Source organism: Caulobacter sp. 602-2, from assembly GCF_011043625.1.
GTDB lineage: Bacteria > Pseudomonadota > Alphaproteobacteria > Caulobacterales > Caulobacteraceae > Caulobacter.
Genome location: NZ_JAAKGT010000004.1, coordinates 245,950 through 266,661, shown reverse-complemented (window position 1 = coordinate 266,661; position 20,712 = coordinate 245,950). Strand labels below are relative to the sequence as shown.

General features: G+C 69.5%; 23 protein-coding genes. 16 read left to right on the top strand and 7 right to left on the bottom strand.

The annotated features are described in order from the left end of the window. Window positions 1-48 precede the first annotated feature (48 nt). From G5B46_RS11460 to G5B46_RS11450, 3 genes are all read left to right on the top strand, one after another. Window positions 49-816: a hypothetical protein gene (locus G5B46_RS11460; protein WP_165258767.1), complete on the top strand. Its 768-nt coding sequence runs from the start codon at window positions 49-51 to the stop codon at window positions 814-816. Next, window positions 816-1,697 carry a hypothetical protein gene (locus tag G5B46_RS11455; protein ID WP_165258766.1) on the top strand — a complete coding sequence of 294 codons (882 nt, stop codon included), beginning with the start codon at window positions 816-818 and terminating at the stop codon, window positions 1,695-1,697. The genes G5B46_RS11460 and G5B46_RS11455 overlap by 1 nt, the downstream gene beginning before the upstream one ends. A 160-nt stretch (window positions 1,698-1,857) precedes the next feature. After that, complete coding sequence (locus tag G5B46_RS11450; RefSeq protein WP_165258968.1) at window positions 1,858-3,075, top strand: multidrug effflux MFS transporter; 1,218 nt, start codon at window positions 1,858-1,860, stop codon at window positions 3,073-3,075. A 12-nt stretch (window positions 3,076-3,087) separates the two neighbouring features. Here G5B46_RS11450 and G5B46_RS11445 read toward each other — a convergent pair whose 3' ends face one another. Continuing rightward, complete coding sequence (locus G5B46_RS11445; protein ID WP_165258765.1) at window positions 3,088-4,692, bottom strand: cisplatin damage response ATP-dependent DNA ligase; 1,605 nt, start codon at window positions 4,690-4,692, stop codon at window positions 3,088-3,090. 94 nt (window positions 4,693-4,786) lie between these two features. Here G5B46_RS11445 and G5B46_RS11440 point away from each other — a divergent pair, with 94 nt between their 5' ends. Next, window positions 4,787-5,203, top strand: coding sequence for a PaaI family thioesterase (locus tag G5B46_RS11440; protein WP_165258764.1), 417 nt, complete (start codon window positions 4,787-4,789; stop codon window positions 5,201-5,203). Between the two features lie 4 nt (window positions 5,204-5,207). Here the strand turns inward: G5B46_RS11440 and G5B46_RS11435 are convergent, their stop codons facing one another. Continuing rightward, entirely contained in the window at window positions 5,208-6,242 is a 1,035-nt protein-coding gene (locus tag G5B46_RS11435; RefSeq protein WP_165258763.1) for a ligase-associated DNA damage response exonuclease, read from the bottom strand. A 26-nt stretch (window positions 6,243-6,268) separates the two neighbouring features. On the opposite strand from G5B46_RS11435, the gene G5B46_RS11430 reads away from it, so the two are divergent. The 4 genes from G5B46_RS11430 (at window position 6,269) to G5B46_RS11420 (ending at window position 10,261) form a co-directional block, all read left to right on the top strand. Continuing rightward, window positions 6,269-6,784: a PaaI family thioesterase gene (locus G5B46_RS11430; RefSeq protein ID WP_165258762.1), complete on the top strand. Its 516-nt coding sequence runs from the start codon at window positions 6,269-6,271 to the stop codon at window positions 6,782-6,784. Beyond that, the gene (locus tag G5B46_RS11425; RefSeq protein ID WP_058347561.1) at window positions 6,781-7,200 is read left to right on the top strand and encodes a PaaI family thioesterase; all 420 of its coding nucleotides are present in this window, start codon (window positions 6,781-6,783) and stop codon (window positions 7,198-7,200) included. Before G5B46_RS11430 ends, G5B46_RS11425 begins: the two co-directional genes overlap by 4 nt. Before the next feature lie 248 nt (window positions 7,201-7,448). Then, window positions 7,449-7,547 (top strand): hypothetical protein, encoded by a 99-nt coding sequence (locus G5B46_RS24400; protein WP_240903437.1) that lies wholly within the window; start codon window positions 7,449-7,451, stop codon window positions 7,545-7,547. Window positions 7,548-7,831: 284 nt separating this feature from the next. After that, complete coding sequence (locus G5B46_RS11420; protein WP_165258761.1) at window positions 7,832-10,261, top strand: TonB-dependent receptor; 2,430 nt, start codon at window positions 7,832-7,834, stop codon at window positions 10,259-10,261. Window positions 10,262-10,270: 9 nt separating this feature from the next. On the opposite strand, the gene G5B46_RS11415 is transcribed toward G5B46_RS11420, so the two are convergent. Next, window positions 10,271-11,221 (bottom strand): histone deacetylase, encoded by a 951-nt coding sequence (locus G5B46_RS11415; RefSeq protein ID WP_165258760.1) that lies wholly within the window; start codon window positions 11,219-11,221, stop codon window positions 10,271-10,273. Window positions 11,222-11,313: 92 nt separating this feature from the next. Between G5B46_RS11415 and G5B46_RS11410 the strand changes: the two genes are divergently transcribed. Further along, the gene (locus tag G5B46_RS11410) at window positions 11,314-12,168 is read left to right on the top strand and encodes an acyl-CoA thioesterase II (protein WP_165258759.1); all 855 of its coding nucleotides are present in this window, start codon (window positions 11,314-11,316) and stop codon (window positions 12,166-12,168) included. 166 nt (window positions 12,169-12,334) lie between these two features. Here G5B46_RS11410 and G5B46_RS11405 read toward each other — a convergent pair whose 3' ends face one another. After that, window positions 12,335-14,170 (bottom strand): HWE histidine kinase domain-containing protein, encoded by a 1,836-nt coding sequence (locus tag G5B46_RS11405; RefSeq protein WP_346764904.1) that lies wholly within the window; start codon window positions 14,168-14,170, stop codon window positions 12,335-12,337. A 231-nt stretch (window positions 14,171-14,401) separates the two neighbouring features. Here G5B46_RS11405 and G5B46_RS11400 point away from each other — a divergent pair, with 231 nt between their 5' ends. The 3 genes from G5B46_RS11400 to G5B46_RS11390 all read left to right on the top strand — a co-directional run bounded on the left by G5B46_RS11400 (window position 14,402) and on the right by G5B46_RS11390 (window position 15,835). After that, window positions 14,402-14,752: a hypothetical protein gene (locus G5B46_RS11400; protein ID WP_165258757.1), complete on the top strand. Its 351-nt coding sequence runs from the start codon at window positions 14,402-14,404 to the stop codon at window positions 14,750-14,752. Window positions 14,753-14,769: 17 nt separating this feature from the next. Next, on the top strand, window positions 14,770-15,147 hold the full coding sequence (locus G5B46_RS11395; RefSeq protein ID WP_205691617.1) for a hypothetical protein: 378 nt from the start codon (window positions 14,770-14,772) through the stop codon (window positions 15,145-15,147). Between the two features lie 76 nt (window positions 15,148-15,223). Then, a complete protein-coding gene (locus G5B46_RS11390; RefSeq protein WP_116569421.1) occupies window positions 15,224-15,835 on the top strand; it encodes a superoxide dismutase in 612 nt (203 codons plus the stop codon). Window positions 15,836-16,093: 258 nt separating this feature from the next. Here G5B46_RS11390 and G5B46_RS11385 read toward each other — a convergent pair whose 3' ends face one another. Continuing rightward, window positions 16,094-16,915, bottom strand: coding sequence for a metallophosphoesterase (locus G5B46_RS11385; RefSeq protein ID WP_346764903.1), 822 nt, complete (start codon window positions 16,913-16,915; stop codon window positions 16,094-16,096). Then, complete coding sequence (locus G5B46_RS11380) at window positions 16,912-17,769, bottom strand: diacylglycerol kinase family protein (RefSeq protein ID WP_165258755.1); 858 nt, start codon at window positions 17,767-17,769, stop codon at window positions 16,912-16,914. Before G5B46_RS11380 ends, G5B46_RS11385 begins: the two co-directional genes overlap by 4 nt. A 145-nt stretch (window positions 17,770-17,914) precedes the next feature. On the opposite strand from G5B46_RS11380, the gene G5B46_RS11375 reads away from it, so the two are divergent. From G5B46_RS11375 to G5B46_RS11360, 4 genes are all read left to right on the top strand, one after another. After that, entirely contained in the window at window positions 17,915-18,256 is a 342-nt protein-coding gene (locus G5B46_RS11375; protein WP_058348995.1) for a YMGG-like glycine zipper-containing protein, read from the top strand. Window positions 18,257-18,358: 102 nt separating this feature from the next. Continuing rightward, window positions 18,359-18,829 (top strand): OmpA family protein, encoded by a 471-nt coding sequence (locus G5B46_RS11370; protein ID WP_165258754.1) that lies wholly within the window; start codon window positions 18,359-18,361, stop codon window positions 18,827-18,829. 307 nt (window positions 18,830-19,136) lie between these two features. Continuing rightward, window positions 19,137-19,337, top strand: a complete 201-nt coding sequence (locus G5B46_RS11365) for a hypothetical protein (protein ID WP_165258753.1) — start codon at window positions 19,137-19,139, stop codon at window positions 19,335-19,337. Window positions 19,338-19,346: 9 nt separating this feature from the next. Then, entirely contained in the window at window positions 19,347-19,619 is a 273-nt protein-coding gene (locus G5B46_RS11360) for a hypothetical protein (RefSeq protein WP_165258752.1), read from the top strand. A 114-nt stretch (window positions 19,620-19,733) separates the two neighbouring features. On the opposite strand, the gene G5B46_RS11355 is transcribed toward G5B46_RS11360, so the two are convergent. After that, on the bottom strand, window positions 19,734-20,525 hold the full coding sequence (locus tag G5B46_RS11355; protein ID WP_109101193.1) for a response regulator: 792 nt from the start codon (window positions 20,523-20,525) through the stop codon (window positions 19,734-19,736). Window positions 20,526-20,712 lie beyond the last annotated feature (187 nt).

Sequence of the window (20,712 nt, the reverse complement as noted above, 5' to 3'; positions counted from 1 at the left end):
TCAACTTCTGGCATTGTGCGCCGCGCCAGTCCCTGCCAGAAGGCCCGCATGCACGATCCGGTCACCAGCTTCGTCGTTTCGGTCTTCAGCGCGCCCAGCGCGGCTCTGATCATGGCGGGCGCCATCCTGGCGCTGGCCATTGGACTGATCTTCCACTCGGGCCACTTCGAGTTCGGGCCGCTGAAGGACGACCTTCAGCGGCGCGCCGACCTGCTGGCCGAACTGCGCGGCTCCGACCCGCAGCAGGCCTTCGCCGAGGCCTTCCCGACTCTCGACAAGCGCCTGGGCGGCGCGGCCTATCCCACCCTGGAGCTGGGCTGGGCCACCTATCGCGGCCAGCTGGCCGAGACCGCCGACGGACGGCTGGCCTCGTCGATCCACGCCGCCGACGCCTTCGAGCATGCCGACGGACCGGCCCGCACCCTGGAATGGTGGGCCAACCTGCTGGTCGCCATCGGCCTGGTCATCACCTTCATGGGCATCGTCGCGGCCCTGACCGAGGCGGTCGACGCCATGCAGCGCCAGGGCGGCGCGGGCATGCAGACCGCGCTGATGGGCCTGCTGGCCGTGGCCGCCACCAAGTTCTGGACCTCGATCGCCGGCGTGCTGGGCTCGATCGTCCTGCGCCTCGTGGCGCGCCGCCGCCGCAAGGCGATCGAGGCCTACGAGGCCCATTTCTTCGCCCTGCTCGACGGCTGCGTGCGTTTCGCCCCGCCTGAAAAGGTGATGCTGGAGCAGCTGGCGGTGCTGGCGCGCATCGAAGCGGCCCTGGCGAGCGCCCCCAAGGTCCAGCCCGCCGCGCCGGGCCTGGCCTGATGGCCCTGGCCCGCGCCCGCCGGCGCCGCACGCCCGACCTCGAGGAAGGCGAAAGCTACTACGTCTCGATGACCGACATGATGGTGGGGGTGATCTTCATCTTCATCATCATGCTGAGCTACTTCGCGCTGCAGTTCCGGCAGTCGACCAAGGCGCTGACCGAGGCCAAGCACCCCGCGACCGCCGCGCTGCTGCAGACCGCCACGGCCCTGACCCCGCGCGACGCCACCGTCGAGGTCGACGAGAAGGCCCGGGTGCTGTGCGTGCCCGAAACCGTGATCGGCGGGACCGGAAGCGATCGCCGCTGCTTCTCCTATGCGCCGCCGACCAAGGCCTCGGGCCTGGCGATCGCCGCCAGCGACGCCCATAAGACCCTGATGGGCTTCCTGGACGCCGACCTGCGCGACGCCGGCGCCCCGCTGGCGGGCGACACCTCGGGCGGCGCCCTGTCGTTCTCGGCCGACGTCCTGTTCGAGCCGGGCACGTCGACCCTGTCGGCCGGCGGCCGCAAGATCGCCGGCGACGTCGCCGCCTCGCTGGCCAAGCGCCTGCCCTGCCTGTCGTACGGCGGCTCGACCTCGACCACCTGCCCGGAAGGCGAGGCCAGGCTGGCCCTGGTCAACGTGGTCAGCCAGACCAATCTCGACGCCTTCACCGCCGAGGGCCAGAAGGCCGCCGCCCTGGCCCTGGCCCGCTCGGCCGCCTTCCACCAGGCCCTGACCGGGGCCCAGCCGGTGCTCGGCGCCCTGCGCAACGCCCCGGCCAACCAGCCCGGCTCGCAGCCCCTGCTGCGCGTGGCCAGCGTCGGCCAGTCGCAGGAAGGCGCCTCGCAGGTCGGCGAGGGGCAGACGGTGAGCATCCAGTTCCAGATGGCCCAGTAAGCGGCCCCGCGCGGTTGGCGCGCGGGTCCCATCGGCCTATATGCCGCGCGTAGCGTTTCGCGCCGGCCGGCGCCTCGCGCGTCCACGGCCGGAGAAGGAACGCGTCATGCCCCGGGACACCCAGCAGACCACGTCGCCGCAGACCTCGCCCCATCCGGGCATGGGCTTTGCTCAGTTCGTGGCCCTGATCGCGGCGATGATGGCCACCAACGCCCTGGCCATCGACTCCATGCTGCCGGCTCTGCCGCAGATCAGCGCCAGCCTCGGCCTCACCGCCGACAACCAGCGCCAATGGGTGATCACCGCCTATCTGCTGGGCTTCGGCGCGGCCCAGATCGCCTACGGCTCGCTGGCCGACCGCTATGGCCGCAAGCCGGTGCTGCTGGCGGGCCTGGCCCTCTACGTGCTGTTCAGCCTGGCCTGCGCCCTGACCACCTCGTTCGAGATGCTGCTGGTCGCCCGCGCCCTGACCGGAGTCGGCGCCGCCGCCACCCGGGTGCTGTCGGTCTCGATCGTCCGCGACTGCTATTCGGGCCGGCGCATGGCCCAGGTGATGTCGCTGTCGTTCATCGTCTTCCTGGCCGTGCCCATCGTCGCCCCGTCGATCGGCCAGGCCATCGTGCTGGTCGCCCCGTGGCGCTGGATCTTCGGCGTCATGGCCGTGTTCGGCGCGGCCGTGATCGCCTGGACGGCGCTGAAGCTGCCCGAGACCCTGCATCCGGAAGACCGCACGCCGATCTCGCCCGGGGCCATCCTGGGCGCCTTCCGCACCGCCCTCACCGACCGCGTCGCCATGGGCTACACCATCGCCGCCACCCTGGTGCTGGCGGGCCTGTTCGGCTTCATCAACTCGGCCCAGCAGGTCTTCGTCGACGCCCTGGGCGCGGGCGAGTGGTTCACGATCATCTTCGCCGGGATCGCCGGCGGCATCGCCCTGGCCTCGCTGGTCAACGCCCGCATCGTCGAACGCCTGGGCATGCGCAAGGTCTCGCACGCGGCGCTGCTGGGCTTCATCGCCTTCGCCGGGGTGCATGCGATCGTCGCCCACACCCAGCACGAGACGGTGTGGACCTTCGCCCTGCTGCAGGGCGGCATGATGTTCTGCTTTGGCCTGGTCATGTCGAACTTCGGAGCCATCGCCATGGAGCCGCTGGGTCACATCGCCGGCGCGGCGGCCTCGCTGCAAGGCTTCATCACCACGATCGGCGGCGCCCTGGGCGGCTTCCTGATCGGGCAGCTGTTCGACGGCACCGTCGGCCCGCTGACCCTGGGCTTCTTCGGCTTCGGTCTGGCCGGCCTGATCGCCGTGCTGGTCACCGAGAAGGGCAGGCTGTTCCAGACCGGCCACGGCGGCGGCGCGCCGGACATGGCCCACTGACCTTCTGAGCCGCTAGTCCAGCATCCGCTCCAGGGTCGACAGCTCGTCGGCCTCGCGGGCGGGCTTGTCCCAGCGGATGCGGTTGATGCGGGGAAAGCGCATGGCCACGCCCGACTTGTGCCGGGTGGAGCGCTGCAGGCCCTCGAAGGCCACCTCGAAGACGAGGCCGAACTCCAGGTCCGCCCGCACCGACCGCACCGGCCCGAACCGCTCGACGGTGTTGTCGCGGACGAACTTGTCGATCTGCTTCAATTCCTCGTCGGTGAAGCCGAAATAGGCCTTGCCGACGGGGGTCAGCCTGCGCTCGCCGGCCTCGTCCTCGCGCCAGACGCCGAACGTGTAGTCCGAATAGAAGCTCGACCGCTTGCCGTGCCCGCGCTGGGCGTACATCAGGACCGCGTCGACCAGATGCGGATCGCGCTTCCACTTGAACCACGGCCCCTTGGGACGGCCGGGCTCGTAGGCGCTGTCCCAGCGCTTGAGCATCAGGCCCTCGGCGACGGCCGGATCGCCCGCCGGCGGCGCGGCGCGCAGGGCGGCCAGCGCTTCCCAAGAGGCGAACGGCTGCAGGGGCGACAGGTCGATGCGCGCCGTCGACAGCCGCCCGACGAAGGCCTCCAGCCGCTCGCGACGCGCGGCGAAGGGCAGGCTCCGAAGATCCTCCAATCCGTCGAGCAGCAGGTCATAGGCCCGGATCCCCGCCGGATGAGCGGCCATCAGCTTGCCATCCACCGTCTTGCGGTTCAGCCGCTGCTGCAGGTCGCCGAAGCTGGCGATCGCCCCGTCCCGCATCACCAGCAGTTCGCCGTCCAGAGCGCCCTCGAAGTCCAGCGCTTCGAGCACGTCGGGAAAGGTCGCCGAGATGTCGTCGCCGGTGCGGGTGTAGAGCCGCCGCTCGCCGCGCTCGCTGACGGCCTGGACGCGGATGCCGTCCCACTTCCATTCGGCGGCGTAGTCGGCGGGATCGAGCTTTTCGAAGTCCACGGTCTCGTCGATGGCCTGGGCCAGCATCACCGGCCGGAAGCGGCCCGGAGCGTCGGGCGAGGGTCGGGCCGACCGCCCCTCCAGCCAGGCGAAGAGATCGCCGTAGGGCGGCTCGATCGCATGCCAGACCTCCTCGATCTCGCCGATCGGCACGCCGCCCAGGTTGGCGCAGGCCTGCTTGGTCAGGCGCGAGGAGACGCCGACCCGCAAGCCCCCGGTCATCAGCTTGAGCAGCGCCCATCGGCCGTCGGCGTCCAGCGCGTCGAGCCAGCCCTCGATCAGCGCCTGCGCCTGGGCGCGAGAGGTCGCCTTCAGCGCCTCGACCACCTCCGAAAGCTCCGGCTCGCGATTGGCGCCGGGCCGCGCGGGCCAGACCAGGGCGACGGTTTCGGCCAGGTCGCCGACATAGTCGTAGGACCAGGCGAAAAGCTGCGCGTCCATCCGCGCCTCGACCGCCTTCCTGATGAAGGCCGGCTTGGCCGCGTCGAACGACAGGGCGCCGGTCAGGGCCGCCAGGGCGTAGCCACGGTCGGGGTCCGGGGTTCTGCGCAGGAAATCCTCGATCAGGGTCAGCTTGGCGTTGCGCGAAGCCGTCAGCGACAGGCGATCGAGAAGAAGGGCGAAGGCGCGCATGGCTAGAGAATGTCGCGCGGAGGCGCAGGTTCAAGCGGCGAGGCTTGCCCACACTTCAAACAATTGTTTAAATCATGCCCGAAGGAGACGACCGATGACCTTCCAGCCGCCCGAGCCCTTCGCGCCCCACACCCGCACGAGCCCGCTGACCGCGCCCTGGGAGCCGATCTACGCCGACGTGCGCGAGGACCGCTGGGTGCTGGGGCTGGAGGCGCGCGAGGCGCACGCCAACTCGCGCGGCGGACCGCACGGCGGCCTGATCGCCGCCCTGGCCGACAACGCCATGGGCCTTTCCTGCGGGGTGCGGATGCGGCGCGAGGGCCTGGCCTTCAACGGCTTCGTCACCGTTTCACTGGGCGTCGACTACCTGGCCGCCCCAGCTCTCGGCCAATGGCTGGAGTTCGACACCGACTTCATCAAGCCGGGCAAGAGCCTGTGCTACGCCGAGGCCACCGTCCGCGCCGACGGCAAGCCGGTGGCGAGGGCCAGGGGAACGTACAAGGTCGTCTGAGCGGCTACTCGCCGTCATCCTCGTCGTAGCCGACCAGGCGCAGGGCGCGGGCGGGGATGCCCTCCAGTTCGCACCACCGCTCCAGCGCCTCCTCGCGGCCATGGGTGATCCACACCTCGCCCGGGCGCAGTTCCGACAGCGTGTCGGTCAGTTCGTCCCAGTCGGCGTGATCGGAGATGATCAGCGGCAGCTCGACGCCGCGCTGGCGGGCTCTGGCCCGCACCCGCATCCAGCCGCTGGCGAAGCAGTCGACAGGATCGGGAAAGCGGCGGCTCCAGCGGTCGGCCAGGGCCGAGGGCGGAGCCACGATGATCGACCCGGCGAAATCGCCGGCCTTGCCGCGCTCGATCGTCGCCGGCGCCAGCGGGCCAAGGTCGACGCCGTGGGCCTCATAGAGCCGGTTCAGCCGCTCCATGGCGCCGTGCACGTGGATCGTCCTGTCCCAGCCGGCTTCGCGCAGCAGCTTGATCACCCGCTGGGCCTTGCCCAGGGCGTAGGCCCCGACGATGTGGGCGCGCTCGGGAAACTGCTCGACCGACTTCAGCAAGGCGGCGATCTCGCCCGCGTCGTCGGGATGGCGGAACACCGGCAGGCCGAAGGTCGCCTCGGTGACGAAGACGTCGCACGGCACGGGCTCGAAGCGCGCGCAGGTGGGGTCGCGACGGCGCTTGTAGTCGCCGGAGACGACGATGGTCATCCCCTTCCAGCGCACCACCGCCTGGGCCGACCCCAGCACGTGGCCGGCCGGGACCAGCGAGACCTCGACATCATTGATCGTGACGCTCTCGCCATAGGCCAGCGGCTGGCGGCCGACGACGGCGAAGTCCTCGCCGTAGCGCTCGGCCATGATCGCCAGCGTCTCGGGCGTGGCCAGCACGGTGCTGTGCCCCGCGCGGGCGTGGTCGGAATGGCCGTGGGTGATCACCGCCCGGTCCACGGGACCGACCGGGTCGATGTAGAAGTCGCCGGGCGGGCAATAAAGACCGCCGGGCTTCGGACAGAGAAGATCCTGGGGCTTGATCACGGCTGGATAAGACAACGCGCGATCCTGTAAGCCTATCCCTCATGAGCGAAACGGACATCGGCGAGCAGCACCGCCTCATCGCCAAGGCGATGAACGAGGGCAGCCCACAGGCCAAGGCCCTGGGCTTTTCCACCCTGGAGATCGGCGACGGCGTCGCCATCCTGAAAGCGCCCTACCGCACCGAACTGGTCGGCGATCCGGAGACGGGGGTGATCGCAGGCGGCGTCGTCACCACCCTGCTCGACCACGCCAGCGGCCAGGCGGTGCACGCGGCCATGAGCCACTGGACCTCGATCGCCACGCTCGACCTGCGCATCGACTACATGCGACCGGCCGAGCCGGGTAAGGACATCCTGGCCCGCGCCCATTGCTACAAGCTGACCCGCTCGGTCGCCTTCGTGCGGGCCGTGGCCTACGAGACCGACCCGGAAAACCCGATCGCCGCCGCCCAGGCCGCCTTCATGCTGGATTCCAGCGCCGGCAAGAAGGCCGGCGCCAACCTCAGGCCGCCAGGCTCCAGCAAGCCGGATACGACCAACAAGGAGGGCGGCCAATGAGCGAAGCTCAAGATCGACTGGTCGCCGTGCTCGGCGCCATCCCCTACGCCCGCTTCATCGGCATGAAGGCCGAGCTGGCCGGCGACGAGATGACCGCCATCCTGCCGTTCTCGCCCGAGATCGTCGGCAACCCGATGCTGCCGGCCATCCATGGCGGCGTGCTGGGCGCCTTCATGGAGATGACGGCCCTGGCCCAGCTGTCGATCGCCGAGACGCTGAAGCGCCAGCCGCGCACCATCGACGTCTCGATCGAGTACCTGCGCTCGGGTCGGCCGCTGACCACCTATGCCCGCGCCCAGATCAAGAAGGTCGGCCGGCGCATCGCCAACGTCCACGTCGAGGCCTGGCAGGAACAGCGCGCGGCGCCGATCGCGGCCCTGCGCGGCCACTTCCTGCTGACCGGGGCCGAGGACTGATCCTCCCCCGGTTGCGGCGGCGGGGCGCAAGACGGCGCCGCGCCGCCGAAGCCCAAGATGGAATAATTTCTCGAGAAACTTTCCATCAGCGCTCACATTAATCCACTGTAATGCACATTACAGGCGAGATAGTTTCTTAAAACGGCGTCATGACGCAAAGGTAACGGGTGTTCGTCCCTCGCCCGACCTATACCTCTTTTCACCGGACGCGGACGTCGCGCCGGGCAAACAACTCAGGGACTAGACCAATGACCTTCTCGAACAACGCTTTCGCTTCGCTCGCCAGCCTGGTGCTCGCCGTCCTTCCTCTCGTCGTCGTCGCCGGTTTCATCTCGCCGAGCCTGTAAGTGATCGCCGCGTAGCTCCGCCGACCCGATCTCGGCGGAGCATGGCGCCTGACGAAATCATTCACCCAAGAATAGATCGGAAAGAATTCGAAACTTACTTGTTTCCATAAATATCAGAACGTTGCCTTTGCAGCGAACTTGCAGCGATATCGTCGATTTCCAACCCCATAATCGCTCCAATATCGTCATCAAACATAGAATTACGATCTCTAGAAATCCAACTTCCGCAGCATTTTACTTCGCATATCGGCGGAGTTGTTGCGAGCAAGGGGATAATCTTAGAGATGAACAGAACCAAGCTGGCCTGCCTGGCCACGACGGCGCTGTTCGGCGGCCTGCTTTCGGCCACCGGCGCCTTCGCCCAATCGACCGCCACCACCGAACTCGACACCGTCGTCGTCACCGCCGCCTCGGGCCCCAAGACGATGGACGGGACCATGGTCGCCGAGACGGCGCCGAAGGGTAAGTACACCGTCACCAACGAGTTCCTGAACCGTCAGGCCGACGGCCAGACCGTGCTGCAGTCGCTGAACCTGGTGCCGGGCCTGGTGTTCACCAACAGCGATCCCTACGGCTCTTCGGGCGGCAGCATCCGCCTCCACGGCCAGGACGGCGCCCACATCGGCTTCCTGGTCGACGGCGTGCCGCTGAACGACGGCGGCAACTACGCGATCTATTCCAACCAGCAGGTCGACGCCGAGCTGATCCAGCAGGCCAACGTCAACACCGGTTCGACCGACGCCGACTCCGTCACCGCCTCGTCGACCGCCGGCGTGATCAACTACACCACCCTGCGCGCCACCAAGGACTTCGGCGTCGTCACCAAGGCCGGCGTCGGCACCGACAACTTCCGCCGCGCCTTCGCCCTGCTGCAGACCGGCGAGTTCGGCCCGCTGGGCACGCGCGCCTGGATCGCCGGCAGCTGGCAGAAGTACGACAAGTTCAAGGGCCCGGGCACGCTTGAAAAGAAGCAGGTCAACGCCCGCATCGAGCAGGACCTGGCCAAGCCCGGCGACTTCCTGGCGCTGAACTTCAACTACAACGAAAACCGCAACAACAGCTACTACGCGCCCTACCTGACCAATGCCGACGCCTCGGTGGCCGGCGACGTGGAGACCTACGGCGAGGATTACGACTTCAGCACCACGCCGGGGACCTCGAACTACTACGGCCTGCGCCTGAACCCGTCGAACACCGGCACGGTCCGCGGCCAGTCGCGCTTCACCCTGCTGCCGAACCTTAAGCTGACGGTCGATCCGTCGTTCAACTACACCATGGCCAACGGCGGCGGCTCGACCAGCCTGTCGGAAACCTCGATCCAGCTGAAGAACAGCGCCGGCGTGGGCGTCGACCTCAACGGCGACGGCGACACCGGCGACACGGTGCTGGTCTACTCGCCCAGCAACACCAACAGCCGCCGCTGGGGCCTGAACACCTCGCTGATCTGGGACGTGGCCGACCACCACCGCGTGCGCTTCGCCTATGCCTGGGACGAGGCCCACACCCGCCAGACCGGCGAGTACAGCGTGCTGAACAGCAACGGCGACCCGACCGACGTGTTCAGCGGCAAGGACGGCTACGGCGTGGCCGTCAAGACCGCCGCGGGCGACATCGCCCAGAAGCGCAACCGCAGCTCGGTGGCCACCTTCAACCAGTTCAGCGTCGAGTATCGCGGCGAATTCCTGGACGAGAAGCTGATCGCCAACATCGGCGTGCGCCTGCCCACGCTCGACCGCGAACTGAACCAGTACTGCTACTCGCGCGCCGGTTCGACCACCTACTACTGCTCGTCGATGACCCCGACGGCGACGGCCGCCAAGGCCGACGGCGCGGTGGCCTCGGTGGTCACCGTCAACGGCGCGACCTACTTCTCGCCGTTCTCGGCCAAGAAGAGCTATGACGACGTGCTGCCGAACGTGGGCCTGTCGTACCGCTTCGGCGAGAACCACTCGGTCTACGGCAGCTATTCGGAGCAGATGTCGGCGCCCAAGGTCGACAACCTCTACACCCTGACCAGCACCGGGGCCCTGGGCAATGTCGAGCCCGAAACCGGCCAGACGGTGGAAGTCGGCTACCGTTTCCGCACGCCGACGGTCATGGCCTCGGCCAGCGTCTACCACACCAACATCCAGAACCGGATCGTCACGACGGTCGACCAGAACGACGGCACCTACATCGACCGCAACGTCGGCGACGTCGAGATCCAGGGCTTCGACGCCCAGGCCCAATGGCGCCTGGACGACAGCCTGACGATCTACGGCTCGATGGCCTACACCGACGCCAAGCTGCAGGACGACCTGGCCGTCAGCTACAGCTCGACCACGGGCCTGGCCACCTATGCCGACACCGCCGGCAAGCAGGTGGCGGAGACCCCGAAGTGGACCTTCGCCGGCCGCCTGACCTACGACATCGGCAAGTTCCAGATCGGCGTGCAGGGCAAGTTCATCGGCGAGCGGTACATGACCGACGTCAACGACCAGAAGCTGCCGCACTACACCGTGTGGGACGCCGACGTCCGCTACGACCTGGGCGGCGACGGCTGGAAGAAGTCGTACCTCCAGCTCAACGTCACCAACATCTTCGACAAGTTCTACTACGGCAACCTGTCGGGAACCCAGACCAGCGCCACCCCGGGCTCGCCCGGCTATGGCCGCACCTACGCCTATGTGGGCGCCCCGCGCGCGGCGGTGCTCAGCCTGCGGACGGCCTTCTAAGGCCGCGTCTCAGATCGCGTGAGGAAGGGGCGGCTCGGCGACGGGCCGCCCCTTTTTCGTGGGCGCGAGGGCGGCCGCGGTGCGGTGCAGGATGGCGTGCCGGTCGGCCAGGCGGTCGATGTCGGGGTCATAGCCGCCGCCGATCACGCCGACGACGGGGATCTCGCGTTGCAGACAGGCGCCCAGCACCCGCGCCTCGCGGGCGGCGATGCCGGCGTTGGTCAGGGCAAGCCGCCCCAGCTTGTCGTCCGCATGCGGATCGACGCCGGCGTTGAAGAACACGATGTCGGGATCCACCCGCGCGACCAGGTCCGGCAGGATCGCGTCGAGGCGGGCCAGATAGGCGCCGTCGTCGGTTCCGTCCTCCAGTTCGACATCGAGGTCGGAGGCGGCCTTGCGGTGCGGGAAGTTCTTCGCCGCGTGCATCGAGAAGGTGAAGACGCTGCGATCGCCCTCGAAGATCCGCGCCGTGCCGTCGCCCTGGTGGACGTCGAGATCGACGACCAGCACCTGCGAGACACGCCCCTCGGCCAGCAGCAGCCGGGCGGCGACCGCCACGTCGTTGAACACGCAGAAGCCCGCGCCCGAACCGGCCTCGGCGTGATGGCTGCCGCCGGCGGTGTTGCAGGCCATGCCGTGCTCCAGCGCCAGACGGGCGGCCAGGATCGTGCCGCCGGTGGCCGCGCGGGCCCGGGTCGCGACGCTGTCGCTGTTGGGCATGCCGATGCGGCGCACCACGTCGGGCGGCAGCGAAAGCTCCACGACGCCGCGCACGTAATCGTCGGTATGGGCTAGGCGCAGCACCTCCAGCGGCGCGAACTCCGGCCTGTGGAACCCCTCCGGCCCCGGCAGTCCCTCGGCCTCCAGCAGGCTGGCCAGGCGCGAGAACTTGTCCATCGGGAAGCGGTGCCCGGCCGGCATCTCGGCTCGGAAGGCAGGGTGATGGACGATCGGCGGCATGGCCAAAGCATGGGCGCCGCGACCATGCGGCGCAAGGCTGACGTTATGGTCAGCCTTGCTCTGGTCGTCCGTGAAGCTTATCGCAGCGCACCATGCAGACGCCCGAGAACCTCGCCGAGATCCTGACCCTCGAACCGATCGAGGTGAACCTGTTCCGGGGCATCAGCCCCAACGACGGCTTTCCGCGCATCTTCGGCGGACTGGTCATCGCCCAGGCCCTGACCGCGGCCTACCAGACCGTGCCCGACCGGATCTGCCACTCGCTGCACGCCTATTTCATCCGCCCCGGCGACGTGAACGCCCCGGTGCTCTACGAGGTCGAGCGCGCCCGCGACGGCGGCACCTTCACCACCCGCCGGGTGGCCGCCATCCAGCACGGCGAGCAGATCTTCAACCTGGCCGCCTCGTTCCAGACGCCGGAAGTGGGTTTGGAGCACCAGTTCGAGGCGCCGAACGTCCCCGCGCCCGAAACCCTGCCGACCGAGGCCGAGTACCTGCGCAGCCTGGGCGACCAGATCCATCCCAAGATGCTGGCCTTCATGGAGCGCCCCCGCCCCGTCGACCTGCGCTGGATCGATCCGCAGAACCCGGTCGCCCCGGAAAAGAAGTCGGGCGAGAAGCAGGTGTGGATGCGCGCCGTCGCCCCGCTGGGCGAGGACATTCGCATGCAGCAGGCCGCCCTGGCCTACGCGTCCGACATGGCCTTCATGGAAAGCGCCCTGCGTCCGCACGGCCTGATCTGGACGACGCCGGGCCTGCAGGCCGCCAGCCTCGACCACGCCATGTGGTTCCACCACCCCTTCGACTTCAACGACTGGACCCTGTTCGCGCAGGACAGCCCCAGCGCCTCGCAGGGCCGGGGCCTCGTGCGCGGCCAGATGTTCAGCCGCGACGGCAAGCTGGTGGCCTCGGTCGCGCAGGAATGCCTGATGCGGATCCGGAAGTAGCTCAAGATCCCTCTCCCCTTGTGGGAGAGGGTGGCCCGCGAAGCGGGTCGGGTGAGGGGTGGAAAGCCCTGTCCGCCGCGACAATAGCGCGGCGTTCAGCTTTTGAGAGACCCCTCATCCGTCGACTACGTCGACACCTTCTCCCGCAAGGGGAGAAGGATTCCCCTCACCCCCGCCCCGTCACCGAGGCCAGGGCCTTGGCGATCTGGTGGACGTTGTAGGGCTTGCGCACGATCGGGGCGTCGAAGCCCATGGGCGCGGCCTTGTCGGCATAGCCGGTGGCGAACACGAACGGCCGGCCTTCCTTGCGCAGCACCTCGGCGACCGGCGCCACCGACTGGCCGTTGAGGTCGGCGTCGAGCACGGCCGCGTCGAAGGTCTGCTCCAGCATCGACAGGGCCTCGCCCAACTCGGCCGCGCAGCCGACCACCTCGACGCCGCTGTCCTCCAGGCCCGCCTCCAGCTCCATGGCCAGCAGCAGCGAGTCCTCGACGATCAGCACCTTGAGGCCGGCGATGGCCCCGGCGCGGAAGTTGTCGTCGCCGCCGCCGATGGTCTCGACGATGCGCTCGGGCTCGGCCGGCGCCGGTTCGGGCTCGGGAGCGTCGGCCAGGGCCGAGGCGGCCGCATGGATCATCGCCGTGACGCCGCTGCGCCGATAATCGATCTTGGCCTCGCCGCCGAGCTCGCGCCCGACCACGTCCTCGACCAGCGTCGCGCCGAAGCCGCGCGTGGTCGGCTCGCTGGTCAGCGGGCCGCCGGTCTCCAGCCATTCCAGGCTGAAGCCGCCGTCGGGCGAACGGCGCCAGACGATCTCGACCCGGCCGGTCTCGGTCGACAGCGAGCCGTACTTCACCGCATTGACCGCCAGTTCGTGCAGGGCCAGCGACAGGGCGGCCGCCGCGCGCGGGGTCAGGAACAGCTCCGGCCCGTCCCAGCGGGTCTGGTTGGGGGCCAGACCGCCCAGTTCGGCCGCGGCGATCCGGCCCAGGGTCGCCCCGCGCCAGCGCGCCGCGCTGATCAGGTCGTGGGCCGAGCTCATCGACTTCAGCCGCGCGGCGAAGGTCTTGAGAAAGGCGTCCAGCGACGAGCTCTTGCGCGCCGACTGGGCGGCGACCGACTGCACCACCGCCAGGATGTTCTTGATGCGGTGGTCCAGCTCGGCCACCAGGTTGTCGCGCCGCTCGTCGGCCTCGCGCTGGTCGGTGATGTCCTGCACCACGCCCATCAGCAGGTCGGGCTGGCCCTCGTCATCCAGCACCATGACCCCGCAGCCTCGGCTCCACTGCTCGTGGCCGTCGACGCCCTGGGCGCGGCGATACTCGACCTCGTAGCGGCCGGTGTCGCGCAGCTGGGCCCGCAGGTCCTCGCGGGTGATCTCGCGGTCTTCGGGATGGATATAGGGCCAGACGGCCTTGCCCTCTTCGGCCGGAACCTCGCCAGCGGGAATGCCGCTGATCCGGGCCATGCGCTCGCTGATCCGCAGGCGGTCGGTCTTGACGTTCCACTCGAACTCGCCAAGCCGCGCCGCGCTCAGGGCCAGGGCCAGGCGTTCGGCGTCCAGCAGCCGCTCGGCCGCCGCGCGGGCCTGGTCGGCGCCGCGGATCAGCTCCTCGATGGCGAGGTCCGCCAGTTCGCCCAAGGTTTCCAGCTGGCCGGGCGTGATCCCGTCACGAGGCCGGTCGTCCTCGACCGCCAGCACGCCGACCACCAGGCCGCGCGGATCGCGCAGGGGCGCGCAGGCGAAGAAGGCCGTCCCGGAGACGTCGGCGTGCAGCGCCGAGCGGCTGCAGCGCAGGACGAGATCAGCCAGCGGTGCCTCGCGGGAAAGAGATTCGGCGGCGTAGCCGACCCGGCCGACCAGGCGAACACGGTCGGGCTCGATCAGCATGAGGGCGGCGCGGGGCGCCTCGAACAGGCGCGCGGCCAGCCGCGTCAGGCGGGACAGGCGCGGGTCGTCGGCGTCCTTCCACGCTCCGGCCAGAGCCGTCGCCGCCCGCAATCTGCGGGCCTCCTGGTCCGATGCCCGTTCTGCATCCGCGTCCGCCATGATTCGAACATAGACCGGCTTCTCGCGTGGCGCGAGCGGGGATCGGATGCTCCAGCGCGATCTCCTGTGGTGAAGCTTTTCCGGTCGCGCTAAGGTGGGAACTGGCCGTGCGGGCTCCGCGTTGACGGGGCGCAGCTTCAGCTGCACTTCCCGTAAAGCCCCGCTGCGAACCGGAGACGAGACATGCCCGCGAACGCCTTGAACACCGCTCAGAAGGAAGCCGACAAGGCGACGGCCGCCGCTGGCGCGGCCGCCGAGCATGCCGAGCGCTCCTTCGCCGAGGCCGCCAGCGCCGCCAAGGCCAGCTTCGCCGACGCCGCCAAGCGCCTGGAAAAGAACCTGGTCGACAGCTTCGACACCCTGCGCGCCCAGAGCCGCACCTACACCGACACCGCCGGCCAGCAGCTGGAAGACGCCCAGAAGTACGTCTCCGAGCGCGTCCGCGAGCGTCCGATCACCGCCACCCTGGCCGGCCTCGGCGTCGGCGTCCTTCTGGGCCTCCTGCTCGCCGGCAGCCGCAGCCACAACAAGTGATCTTCGAAAAGACCCTGATGACGCTGGCAGCGGCCGCGGCGATCGCCGCGGCCGCTGCCGTGAGCGTGTTCGCCGCCGCCTTCGCGCTGTACGCGGTGCTGGCCCCGGTCCTGACCTCGGCCGGAGCGGCCGCGGTGGTGGCCGCCGTGGCCGCCTTCGTCGTCGCGGTGGCCGGGCTGATCGCCGCCAACCGGGCCGAGGCCGGCCGCGCGCGCCACGCGCCGCCGCCCGAGGTGAACGGCTTCGCCGAGCGCATCGTCGACATCGTCAAGGATCGCCCGATCCTGTCGATCGGCGCGGCCCTGGCCGCCGGCGTCTTCGCGCTCAAGAACCCGACCTTTACGGCGGCCGTCGCCCAGGCCTTCATGGCTTCGAGGACTCCGCCCAAGCGCTGAAATTTTTTCAGCGCGAATGTCTAGCTTTCAACCGCCCCCGGCCCATCTTCCGGGGGCGTTTCGCCATGGAGTGACCATGTTCAAGCTGCCCGACCTGCCCTACGCCTACGAGGCGCTCCAGCCGACCATCTCGGCCAACACCCTCCACTTCCACCACGACAAGCACCACGCGGCGTACGTCAACGCGCTGAACGGCCTGCTGCCGGAAGACGACAGCCGCTCGCTGGAAGCCGTCATCGCCGACGCCGGCCCGGGCAAGGTGTTCAACAACGCCGCCCAGGCGTGGAACCACGCCTTCTTCTGGGAATGCATGGCTCCGGCCAGCGCCGGCCCGGGCGAAGCCCTGGCCAAGGCCATCGACGAAACCTTCGGCGGCCTGGCCGGCCTGAAGGAAAAGTTCGTCGCCGAGGGCGTCGGCCACTTCGGTTCGGGCTGGGCCTGGCTGGTCGCCGAAGGCGCCAAGCTGTCGCTCATCTCGACCCACGACGCCGACGGCGCCATGACCAAGCCGGGCGTGACCCCGCTGCTGGTCTGCGACGTGTGGGAGCACGCCTACTACCTCGACCACCAGAACAACCGTAAGGGCTTCCTGGAAGCCTGGTTCGACGCGCTGCCCAACTGGGCGTTCGCCGACGCCCAGTACGCCGCGGCTCAGGGCCAGGGCGAAGCCTGGACCTACCCGGTCTAAGCGACCAACCGAGGGCCGACCTCGAGAAGGGCGGGATCGCAAGGTCCCGCCCTTCTTGCGTTCAGGGGTTCGTCCCTGGACAGATCGACACTCACCCGAGAACCTCCCCACGAAACCGTCTTCCCCGCGAATGCGGGGATCCAAGCTGGCTTTCAGGAGGTCGCGCGGCCGTGGATCATCTTCGGGTTCGGCTTGGTTCCCCGCCTTCGCGGGGATGTTCGGATGAAAAATGGCGTGGATGCCGAGAGTAGATCGCTCCTAGGAGACGACCTTGCAGTTGGGCCGGCGGTTCACCGCCCAGGTGCGCCAGACGACGAAGCCGGTGCGCTCGAAGGCCATGGCGGTGATGCGCATCTCGCTCTCGTCGGCCTCGATGATGTTGAAGCTGGGCGGCACGCCGCGTTCGCGCACCGACAGGGTGCCCGACCCCACCGCCTGGGTGCAGCCGCCGGCATAGGGATAGGCGTGCACGAACGGCGCGTGGATGTGGCCGGTCAGCACGAGATCGGCGCCGGCGTTGGCGAAGGCCAGGGCCGCGGCCTGTCCGCCCCGCACCTTGGCGGTCATCGGCCCGCCCATCATCTCGATCAATGGGTGGTGGCAGACCACCACCTTCAGCCGCCCGGGCGGCTCTGCGGCCAGGCGCTTGGCCACGGCCTTGGTCTGCGAACGCGACACCGCCCCCTTCGACCAGTTCCAGCGGATCTGCGCGCCACGGGCGGAGTTGAGGGTGAACACCGCCGCCCGCTCATCGCGGTACGACAGGCCGTCCGGCTCGCCGAACCGCGCCTCGTAGCGCCGCCAGGGAACCGCCAGCCGCTCAAGGATCTCCACCGGCCCCTTGAACGGCGTGTCGTGATTGCCCGGCGCCAGCAGCTGCGGCGACGGCAGGCGCGCGAACCAGGCGCGCGCGGCATCGAACTCGACCTGGGCGCCGTCCTTGGTCAGGTCGCCGGCCCCGATGACCAGGTCCGGGCGCGCGGCGTGGATGCACTCCACCGCCGCTTCCACCGCCTCTGGATGCTCGCCCCCGAAATGGATGTCGGAGACCTGAACCATCTTGAAGACGGCTCCGGTCACGGCGCGTCGTCCCTGAGGGCCAGGGCGCGGAAGGCCTTGGGCCGGAAGCGGATCGAGACGTGGTCGTCCAGCCGCACCGGCTCGCCGTCCAGGATGGCCGGGATGCGCCCGCCGGCCCAGGCCCGCCCCACCCGGCAGCGGCCGACGCTGACCGACGGGTCGTCGCGCCAGGCGCCGGTGACGGTCTTCACCCCCAGGCGGAAGATGTCGAGGGCGTTGGAGGGATCCAGGGCCGCGGCCTCCAGGGCCCGCTCGTCGGCGTCCAGGGCCGTGGAGACCAGCGGGCACATCAGGGTCAGGGCCTCGGTCTTCTCCTTGGGCCGACCGTCCAGCACGTAGCGCAGGCGGCTGGAGAAGGCCCGGCGCAGGGCGCGCTGGGCGCGCATGATGGCCAGGTCCGCGCGGCCCTGCCGGGCGGCCTCGCGCGCCTCGGCCCACAGGGCCGGGCTGCCGAGGATCGCGGCGACGAAGAACAGTCGGCCGGCCACCTCGCCGCCCGAGATCATCCGCTCCTCGCCGTGGGTCAGGCAGGCCTTCAGCGCCTCGGGCCAGGCCCGCTCGCCATAGAGCGCGCGAGGCAGCATGTTCATGGTGCCGCCTGGCAGCGGCGCGACCAGCGGGCCGTCGGGACCGGCCATCTCGGCCGCGGCCCGGGCGGTGCCGTCGCCGGCCAGCACGAACAGCGCGTCGGGCTTTCGCGACAGCGCCTGCGAGAGACAGGCCTCCAGCTCGCCGCCGGCCGGTGCATGGACGGTCGCCTCGACGCCATGCTCGGCCAGGATCGCCTCGGCCCTCTCGGGACCATCCCGTCCCACCGATCCCGAAGCGACGTTGGCGACCAGTTCGACGCGCATGCAAACTCCCCTCGGCGCGGCCCAAAGCGGCCCCCGTCCGGAGCAAACGGCGGCGCTTGGCGGGGGTTCCCAGGCGCGCGGGCCGGAACTTCCCTCGGCCATGTTCCGTTTGAGTGACCGGGACACGCTCGAACGGAGAGCCAAGATGAAGACCACCGTGATCGCCGTGGCGGCCGCCGGCCTGCTGGCCACCGCCTGTACCGCCACCGGCAACACCGAACGCAACGCCGCCGGCGGCGCGGCCCTCGGCGCCCTCGCCGGCGCCGTGATCGGCAACAATGTCGGCGCGGGCGACGCAGGGACCGGGGCGGCCATCGGCGCGGCCATCGGCGGCACCGCGGGCGCCATCAAGGGCTGCCGCGAAGACGGCGGCTGCGGCGCCACCAACGTGAATCGTCGCCAGTACTATGACGAGCGCGCTGGACGGTATTACTACTACGACTCGCGCAGCGGTCGTTATTTCTGGGAGGACGGCAGCCCCCGCTAAGGCGGCCTCGTCCGAACAGGATCTCGAAGGCGGTCGGCGCGCGTCGGCCGCCTTTGGCATGTCCGGAGGGGCGATTTGGTGGGTGCAACAAGAGGGCGACGAATGAGCAAGGCGGGCGTTTGGATCGCTATGGCGGCGATCGGTGTTGCGGCGGCCGGTTGCGCGAGCAGCCCATGGCCGAAATCGCGGTCGCAGATCGAGGCCCTTCCGGCGGCCTGCGAAGACTTCTCCGTCTCCATCTATTTCGAGCGGGATTCGGCGGCGGTGACCCGCGAGGCCCGCCAGGTGCTGCGCGGCGCGGCCGACATGGCCAAGGGCTGCACGGCCAAGAACGTGCACGTGGTGGGCCTGGCCGACGCCGTGGGCGCGCCCGACGCCAACCTGGCCCTTTCGGAAAAGCGGGCCGCCGCCGTGACCGGCGCCCTGGCCCGGGTCGGCTTCCGGCAGGTCTCGTTCGAGGTTACGGCGGCCGGCGACGCCGGCGCCGTCACCCGCGACGGCGAGGCCCGCCCGCTGCGCCGTCGCGCCGACGTGCGCATCGACCTGGAAGGTCCCCCCAAGCCCAAGTCCTGAGCCTTACCCCCCGCGAGAGCGGACACAGAAAAGGCGGGTCGGGGTTCCGATCCGCCTGAAGGCTCTACAGAAAGGGGGTTGCGGAGACGGCAGGCTGACTATCGCCAGCCTCAAGTCGGGGGGGCGTCGCCGCCTCCGCAGACATAGAACGACCTCCCCCGGTCGGCGTTCCCGGAACTTCGAAAAATATTTCGCGCCATTGGCGAAAGACCGGGCCGCGCTTGTGCGGCGACGGCGGAACGGCGCCGTGCGCGAAACGTTGTTCTCCTGATCCCGCGACATCGCGGGGCGAATGGGGAGCGACGTGATGATCCGCGCCTATCAAGCCGCGCATGGCGGACTGGTCTTCGAAACCCAGCGTCGCCGCAGGCAAGCCCGGAGTTCACGCCTGCTCGCCGCGGCGACCGTGCTGGGCATGGCGCTGGCGGTCGGCACCGTCCAGCATTTCGCCGCCGCCCAGCTCGACGCCGGCCGCACGGCTCCGGCCGCGTGGAGCGACACGAAATAGGAGGCGCCCATGGCGACCGACATCAACACCGACCACTCGCCCACTCTGAAGGCCACCCCCGCGCGCCAAGGCCGCTGGGGCCGGCACATCTTCTGGGTGCTGGTGATCTCGATCGTGCTGGCCGCCGTCGCGCTGTTCGGCAGCTGGGGCATGCGCTCGGGCGAACTGGCCTCGGTCGAGAGCAACAAGGGCGCCAATACGCCGGCCGAAGCCCAGCAGGGCACCACCGAACTCACCGCGCCCAAGCAGACGCCGCAGGAACAGACCGCGCCGGCCCACTAGCCGCGCGGGACTGAGGAAGGGCCCGGCAGAGGCCCGAGATGGAAACGCACCAAAGAGAAGGCCCCGGCGATCGCTCGCCGGGGCCTTCGTCGTTCTGGATATCCGATCCGGCCGTCAGGCGGCCTGGCGGGTCCGGCGCGGATGGAAGAACAGCGCCTGGCCGATCGCCGCCTTCACCGTTTCCGGCTGGAAGGGCTTGGTGATCAGGAAGGTCGGTTCCGGGCGCTCGCCGGTCAGCAGGCGCTCGGGGAAGGCGGTGATGAAGATCACCGGCACGTCGAGGCGCGCCAGGATGTCCTTCACCGCGTCGATGCCCGACGAGCCGTCGGCCAGCTGGATGTCGGCCAGGACCAGGCCCGGCGTCTTGCGGGCGACGGCGTCGACCGCCTCGCCGCGGGTGGCGGCGATGTCGATCACGTCGTGGCCCAGCTCACGCACCAGCGCCTCGATGTCGGCGGCAATGACCGGCTCGTCCTCGATGATCAGCACCTCGGTGGCCAGTTCCGCGTCGATCTCGGCCTGGGCGTCGGCGATCAGTCGCTCGACCTCGCCGAAGTCGCAGTCCAGGATCTGGGCGGCCTCGGTCGGCGTGAAGCCTTCCAGGGCGGTCAGCAGGAACGCCTGACGCGAACGCGGGGCGATGCGCAGGAGCCGCTGCGAGGCGTCGTCGGAGACGTCGTCGCGACGGGCTTCCAGCTGGGCGCCCGATGTCAGCCAGATGGCGTGGAAAACGCGATAGAGCGCCACGCGCGGCGACAGCGCCGCGTCGAGCGAACGCTCGCCGGCGGCCAGCGCCTCCAGCGCCACCCGCACATAATGATCGCCGGTCGTCTGGTCGCCGGTCAGGGCGCGGGCGTAACGGCGAACGTAGGGCAGGTGCGGCGCCAGTCGGGCAAGAAGACTCATGACCCCTCCCGTAGAGTGTCTTCGAAACAAAAAAGGCCTTCTGTCACGGCAAAGCTATGCCGTTCAGTCGAGTGCATAACGTGCCCTGCGCGAGGGCGGTTCCGCACCGAACCGAATTTTGGCAGTCTATGCTCAAGCTTATGGAACCCGATGCGGAATGTGGCGTTGACCTCCAGCATTTACACAT

What these genes read in the sequence shown, in the direction of transcription:
- G5B46_RS11460 (WP_165258767.1), top strand. Translation starts at nt 49, where the DNA reads ATGCACGATCCGGTCACCAGCTTCGTCGTTTCGGTCTTCAGCGCGCCC.
- G5B46_RS11455 (WP_165258766.1), top strand. Translation starts at nt 816, where the DNA reads ATGGCCCTGGCCCGCGCCCGCCGGCGCCGCACGCCCGACCTCGAGGAA.
- G5B46_RS11450 (WP_165258968.1), top strand. Translation starts at nt 1,858, where the DNA reads ATGGGCTTTGCTCAGTTCGTGGCCCTGATCGCGGCGATGATGGCCACC.
- G5B46_RS11445 (WP_165258765.1), bottom strand. Translation starts at nt 4,692, where the DNA reads ATGCGCGCCTTCGCCCTTCTTCTCGATCGCCTGTCGCTGACGGCTTCG.
- G5B46_RS11440 (WP_165258764.1), top strand. Translation starts at nt 4,787, where the DNA reads ATGACCTTCCAGCCGCCCGAGCCCTTCGCGCCCCACACCCGCACGAGC.
- G5B46_RS11430 (WP_165258762.1), top strand. Translation starts at nt 6,269, where the DNA reads ATGAGCGAAACGGACATCGGCGAGCAGCACCGCCTCATCGCCAAGGCG.
- G5B46_RS11425 (WP_058347561.1), top strand. Translation starts at nt 6,781, where the DNA reads ATGAGCGAAGCTCAAGATCGACTGGTCGCCGTGCTCGGCGCCATCCCC.
- G5B46_RS24400 (WP_240903437.1), top strand. Translation starts at nt 7,449, where the DNA reads ATGACCTTCTCGAACAACGCTTTCGCTTCGCTCGCCAGCCTGGTGCTC.
- G5B46_RS11420 (WP_165258761.1), top strand. Translation starts at nt 7,832, where the DNA reads ATGAACAGAACCAAGCTGGCCTGCCTGGCCACGACGGCGCTGTTCGGC.
- G5B46_RS11415 (WP_165258760.1), bottom strand. Translation starts at nt 11,221, where the DNA reads ATGCCGCCGATCGTCCATCACCCTGCCTTCCGAGCCGAGATGCCGGCC.
- G5B46_RS11410 (WP_165258759.1), top strand. Translation starts at nt 11,314, where the DNA reads ATGCAGACGCCCGAGAACCTCGCCGAGATCCTGACCCTCGAACCGATC.
- G5B46_RS11400 (WP_165258757.1), top strand. Translation starts at nt 14,402, where the DNA reads ATGCCCGCGAACGCCTTGAACACCGCTCAGAAGGAAGCCGACAAGGCG.
- G5B46_RS11395 (WP_205691617.1), top strand. Translation starts at nt 14,770, where the DNA reads ATGACGCTGGCAGCGGCCGCGGCGATCGCCGCGGCCGCTGCCGTGAGC.
- G5B46_RS11390 (WP_116569421.1), top strand. Translation starts at nt 15,224, where the DNA reads ATGTTCAAGCTGCCCGACCTGCCCTACGCCTACGAGGCGCTCCAGCCG.
- G5B46_RS11380 (WP_165258755.1), bottom strand. Translation starts at nt 17,769, where the DNA reads ATGCGCGTCGAACTGGTCGCCAACGTCGCTTCGGGATCGGTGGGACGG.
- G5B46_RS11375 (WP_058348995.1), top strand. Translation starts at nt 17,915, where the DNA reads ATGAAGACCACCGTGATCGCCGTGGCGGCCGCCGGCCTGCTGGCCACC.
- G5B46_RS11370 (WP_165258754.1), top strand. Translation starts at nt 18,359, where the DNA reads ATGAGCAAGGCGGGCGTTTGGATCGCTATGGCGGCGATCGGTGTTGCG.
- G5B46_RS11365 (WP_165258753.1), top strand. Translation starts at nt 19,137, where the DNA reads ATGATCCGCGCCTATCAAGCCGCGCATGGCGGACTGGTCTTCGAAACC.
- G5B46_RS11360 (WP_165258752.1), top strand. Translation starts at nt 19,347, where the DNA reads ATGGCGACCGACATCAACACCGACCACTCGCCCACTCTGAAGGCCACC.
- G5B46_RS11355 (WP_109101193.1), bottom strand. Translation starts at nt 20,525, where the DNA reads ATGAGTCTTCTTGCCCGACTGGCGCCGCACCTGCCCTACGTTCGCCGT.